3 protein-coding genes are annotated in these 3,993 nt (G+C 70.2%); 2 read left to right on the forward strand and 1 reads right to left on the reverse strand.

Annotated features, from left to right (window positions below; genetic code table 11):
* On the forward strand, positions 1-592 hold a 592-nt coding region (locus ACLHRZ_RS36680; protein WP_490422920.1), incomplete at its 5' end, for an ATP-binding cassette domain-containing protein.
* A gap of 415 nt (positions 593-1,007) precedes the next feature.
* On the opposite strand, the gene ACLHRZ_RS36685 is transcribed toward ACLHRZ_RS36680, so the two are convergent.
* Complete coding sequence (locus tag ACLHRZ_RS36685) at positions 1,008-3,473, reverse strand: tetratricopeptide repeat protein (protein WP_490422921.1); 2,466 nt, start codon at positions 3,471-3,473, stop codon at positions 1,008-1,010.
* A 156-nt stretch (positions 3,474-3,629) separates the two neighbouring features.
* Between ACLHRZ_RS36685 and ACLHRZ_RS36690 the strand changes: the two genes are divergently transcribed.
* A complete protein-coding gene (locus ACLHRZ_RS36690; RefSeq protein WP_490422922.1) occupies positions 3,630-3,848 on the forward strand; it encodes a hypothetical protein in 219 nt (72 codons plus the stop codon).
* Positions 3,849-3,993: the final 145 nt, after the last annotated feature.

Here is a 3,993-nt window from a genome sequence, read left to right on the forward strand (position 1 = left end):
CAGGGCCCCTGATCTCCAACTGAAGGGCGAGCCGTTCGCTGCCCTGGACGCGGCCCTGCGCGCCGACCTGCGGGCCGAGGTCGCGGCGACGCTGCGGCGCGCCGGGGCGACCGCGATCCTGGTCACACACGACCAGGAGGAGGCCCTGTCCTTCGCCGACACCATCGCCGTCCTGCAGGCCGGCCGCACGGCCCAGCAGGCCGCCCCGCAACAGCTCTACCGCGAGCCTGCCGACATCGCCATCGCCCGCTTCCTCGGCGAGGCCAACCTGATCCCGGCCACCGTGGCGGACGGCAAGGCCGAGACCGCCTTCGGCACCCTCCCGCTGACCACGGCCCAGGACGGCGAGCGGAGCGGCCTGGTCCTGCTGAGACCACGTCAACTCCGCCTCCGCACCGCCCCGGCCCCGGGCACGGTCCGCGCCCGGGTGCGGACGTGCCGCTTCCGCGGCCACGACCACAGGATCGAACTCGTCCCCACGGCCCCGGACGGCCTGCCGCCCACCCTCATCGCCTACACCGACGCCCCGTGGCCGACGGGGGAGGCGTACGTGGAGGCGCACGGGCCGGCGCATGTGGTGGAGGAGCGGTAGGGGGCGGGTAGCCCTGGCTGTGCGCGCGCAGCGCGACGATGGGCCATTCGCATGCCGGAATCCGTGAGAGGGGGCGGGGCAGGCTCGGTGGCGGCCCCGCCCTTACGCCCCCTCTACGCCACCCCGACTAATCTGCCTTTGACCAGCAAAAACGCCCCTCCCGGAGGGAGAGGCGAAGGGTGGTGCGCGGAGCGCCCCCGGCAGGACTCGAACCTGCGGCCAAGCGCTTAGAAGGGGCGTGGCCTCTCGCGCGTGGGCAGGGCTCTGACCTCGTGCTTTACGGCTGCGGAGGGTCCTTGCTATTCCGCGGCACCGCGCATTCACCGGAAGGAGCAGTTCCGCCTGTCTCGATGGCGCCGGGACCGGTACGGCTCAACCGGCCGGTGTACCTGGATCCTGCACGCTCATGTCCTGTTCAGAGCCAGCGTGGAGTGGGTGAACCATCGGGGTCCAGCCCGTTCGGCCACCTCTCCTCCGTCAGGTGGAGCATGCCGGCGTCTGCAACCTGTCGGTAGAGGGTTTCAGCGCCCTCCTGGTCTCCGGCTTCCTCCCGCATCTGCGCCAGGTCCGTCAGGGCGTTGGTGTGGCCGGCGTCGACGGCCTGACGGTAGAGGGTTTCGGCACCCTCCTGGTCTCCGGCTTTCTCCCGCATCTGCGCCAGGTCCGTCAGGGCGTTGGTGTGGCCGGCGTCGACGGCCTGACGGTAGAGGGTTTCGGCACCCTCCCAGTCCCCGGCCTTCTCCCGCATCCGCGCGAAGTGCACCAGGGCGTGGGGGCGGCTGGTGTCGATGGCCTGTCGGACAAGGGCGCTGGCGCCCTCCTGGTCTCCGGCTTCCTCCCGCATCCGCGCCAGATCCGTCAGGGCCCACACGCGGCCAGCATCGGCGGCTTGCCAGGCAAGGGTTTCGGCACCCTCCTGGTCTCCGGCTACTTCCCGTATCAGCGCCAGGTCCGTCAAGGCGTTGGGGTGGCCGGCGTCGACGGCCTGTCGGTAGAGCCTTTCGGCTTCTTCCCAGGCCCCGGCCACCTCCCGCATCCGCGCCAGGTCCATCAGGGCCCAGGTGTGGCCGGCGCCGATGGCCTGCAGGACGAGGGCGCTGGCACCTTCTTGGTCTCCGGCTTTCTCCCGCATCTGCGCCAGGTCCGTCAGGGCGCTGGTGTAGCCGGCGTCGACAGCCTGCTGGTAGAGGGTTTCAGCAGCCTCCCGGTCCCCGGCCTCATCCCGCATCCGCGCCAAGTACACCAGGGCATAGGAATCGCCAGCATCGGCGGCCTCCCAGTAGAGGCTTTCGGCGCTTTCCGTGTTTCCAGTCGCCTCCCGCACCTGCGCCGGCTCTGTCAGGGCGTAGGAATCGCCGGCGTCGACGGCTTGCCGGTAGAGACTTTCGGCGCCTTCCGCGTCTCCGGCTTCGTCCCGCATGCGCGCCAGCTCTGTCAGAGCGCTGGGGTGGCCGGTGTCGGCGGCTCGGTGCCAGAGGTAGTAGGCCCACTGTTTGCGGTGTCTGGCTTCGGCGGCTTTGGCGAGATTGTTGAGGTCGTCGGGGTGAGCGAGGTGGGCGTGGGCGGCATGCCAGAAGGAAGCAGGGGGACACAGCCGCGCACGGGTGGCACGACCATGCTGTTCGAGGTAGTCCGCAAGGCGAAACACTGGTCCGGTTGCCAGGCCAGGCGTGACAGCGGGCGTCACTCCGCTTGGGGGACGGCGCGGGGGACGGAGGGCGCTGCGGCGTAGTGGGGCTTGCTTGCCGTAGACGGGGCGGGCGAGGTCGGCGAAGGCGGCCTCGGCCCAGTCCTCGGAGAGCTGATCGTAGTCGTGGTCGGTGAGGTAATCCGCGGCAGCGTCGGTGAGGAAGGACTGGGGGAGGTGGAGGCCGACCCCGAGGCGGCGGGCGTCCATCGCGGCCTCCATCAGGGCCCGGACAGCCGGACTGCCCTGTTCGTAGCGGCGCAGGAGTTCGGGAGCGCCAGCGAGATCCTGGGCGAGGCGCCCGTGGGTGTAGGCGCGGGTGAGGGCGTCCGCCAGCAGCCGGTCGCCGTCCCGGGCGAGGGCTGTCGCCACGTGGAGCGCGTCTTGGTCAAAGGCGTCGGGGACGGTGAGGGTGTGTCCGGTCAGCAGTTCGCGGACTCGGCTGTGCGGATCGGGTTCGTGGGGGCGTGGCAGGGCGGTGTAGCGGTCGGCGTACTCGGGCCACAGGGTGCCCAGGACCAGGACCGGACCGCGGCCGGGGTGGGTGAGGAGGGTGTGGAGGGCGGCTGCGATGCGCTCGCCTGCCTTCGGGTCGCCGAGGTAGTGCTGGGCTTCGTTGAGCCACACCACCGTGCGCGGGGTGACCTGTTCGAGGTCGACGAGTGCGGCTTCGGCCCGGGTCGGGTCGAACGGGTGCCACAGCCTCCACCCCTGGACTGCAAGCGGTTGCACGGCCTCCCAGCACGCCCGCGTCTTGCCCGTGGAGGACGAGCCGACCAGTACCAGCATCCGGCTTCGGCCCTCCGCGGCTCCGCGCACCGCCTCGGTCAACACCTGATCGTGCGCCCGGCGAACGTAGCCGGACAGCGTCCGCACCAACGGGGCGCCCGAGTCGGCCCCGGTGGCGGCTCCCGAAGGATGGACCTCCAGGGCGTGAGGGTCCCACTCCCCGATTAGCTTGCCCGGCCCCTCACCCTGTGGGGACACAGACCCGCCCGCCTCGACCGCACTGCGCCGCAACTCCAGCAACTCCCGCTCCGGCAGGCGGAGCGCGCGGGCCAGAGCCACGACCGTATCGGCCGACGGGACGGGCCCGTCGGGCCGCAAGGCCGCATGGACGGTGGTGCGGCCCAGCCCCGACTGGGCAGCAAGCTGGGTCTTGCTCAGCCGCTTGCGGGCCAACCCGTCGGCCATTGTGTTGCGCAACCTCGTCAACGGGTCTTCTCGCCCGCCGTCTTCCTCGCCTGGCACCCGGCCCCCTGTCATGTGTGTTCGCCGATGTTCATCTTCGTCCGGCCGAACCGTGGCGAACATCGATTCCACGAACTTTGGTCACGTCAACATCCCACCGTGCAGGAGGAGATCACCGTGACCCGCCTCGCCATCGTTCTGCTTGCCATCGCTGTGGTCGTCGCCTTCGCGCTCTTGGCCTCCGCCGCTGCTGCCACACTGGCCCGCCTCGACGGCGCCACCTACCCAGCCGCCCTGATGCGCGCCGCCACAGCCTTCGCCACTGTTCTCACCCTGGCCGCTGCCGTCACCGGCGCACTCACTCAATTCCTCCCCTAACCAATCCGCACCATGACAAAACGCGATACTGCTCAGCCTGGGCTTGGTACCTACTAGTACTAGTAGGTACCCCAGCAGAAAGAGCCTGCTGGCTCGCGCTCCTCCTACTCAACTTGAGGGAGTGTCATGAATTAGGTGGGAACTT

Source organism: Streptomyces sp. AM25 (assembly GCF_058146165.1).

Bases quoted from the DNA above. Each gene is read 5' to 3' on its own strand.
- ACLHRZ_RS36685 (WP_490422921.1), bottom strand. From the start codon at position 3,473: ATGGCCGACGGGTTGGCCCGCAAGCGGCTGAGCAAGACCCAGCTTGCT.